1 protein-coding gene is annotated in these 455 nt (G+C 76.0%); it reads left to right on the top strand.

Annotated features, from left to right (window positions below):
* Positions 1–455 (top strand): S41 family peptidase (locus G3I78_RS48265; protein ID WP_239158482.1); only part of this gene is annotated, 455 nt, incomplete at both ends.

Below are 455 nucleotides of genomic sequence, written 5' to 3'. Positions count from 1 at the left end.
GGCCACGCCGTCACCGGACTGCGCGTCTGCGACGTGGTCGCCCTGCTGCGCGGCGGCGCCGGCACCCCGGTCGTCCTGCACCTCACCCGGGACGGCGCCGACCTCACCGAGACCCTGCGCCGCGAGCAGCTGCACACCGAGCCCGTGACCGTACGGGAGCTCCCGGGCGGGATCACCGTCATCAAGGTCGCCTCCTTCAGCCGCGGCTCGGGCGAACAGGTCCGGGCCGCCGTCCGCGCGGCCAAACCGGGCGCGGGCTTCATGCTCGACCTGCGCGGCAACCCGGGCGGCCTGGTGACCGAGGCCGTGACGGCCGCCTCGGCCTTCCTGGACGGCGGGCTGGTGGCCACGTACGACGTACGGGGAGCCCAGCGCGCCCTGTACGCGAGCCCGGGCGGGGACACCGCGAGGCCCCTGGTGACGCTGGTCGACGGCGGCACGATGAGCGCGGCGAA

The sequence above is a fragment of the Streptomyces sp. SID13726 genome (assembly GCF_010548375.1).
In the GTDB taxonomy this organism is placed as follows: Bacteria; Actinomycetota; Actinomycetes; order Streptomycetales; family Streptomycetaceae; genus Streptomyces.
The sequence above is the reverse complement of the archived record's forward strand: the minus strand, read 5'-3'. Positions and strand labels throughout refer to the sequence as shown.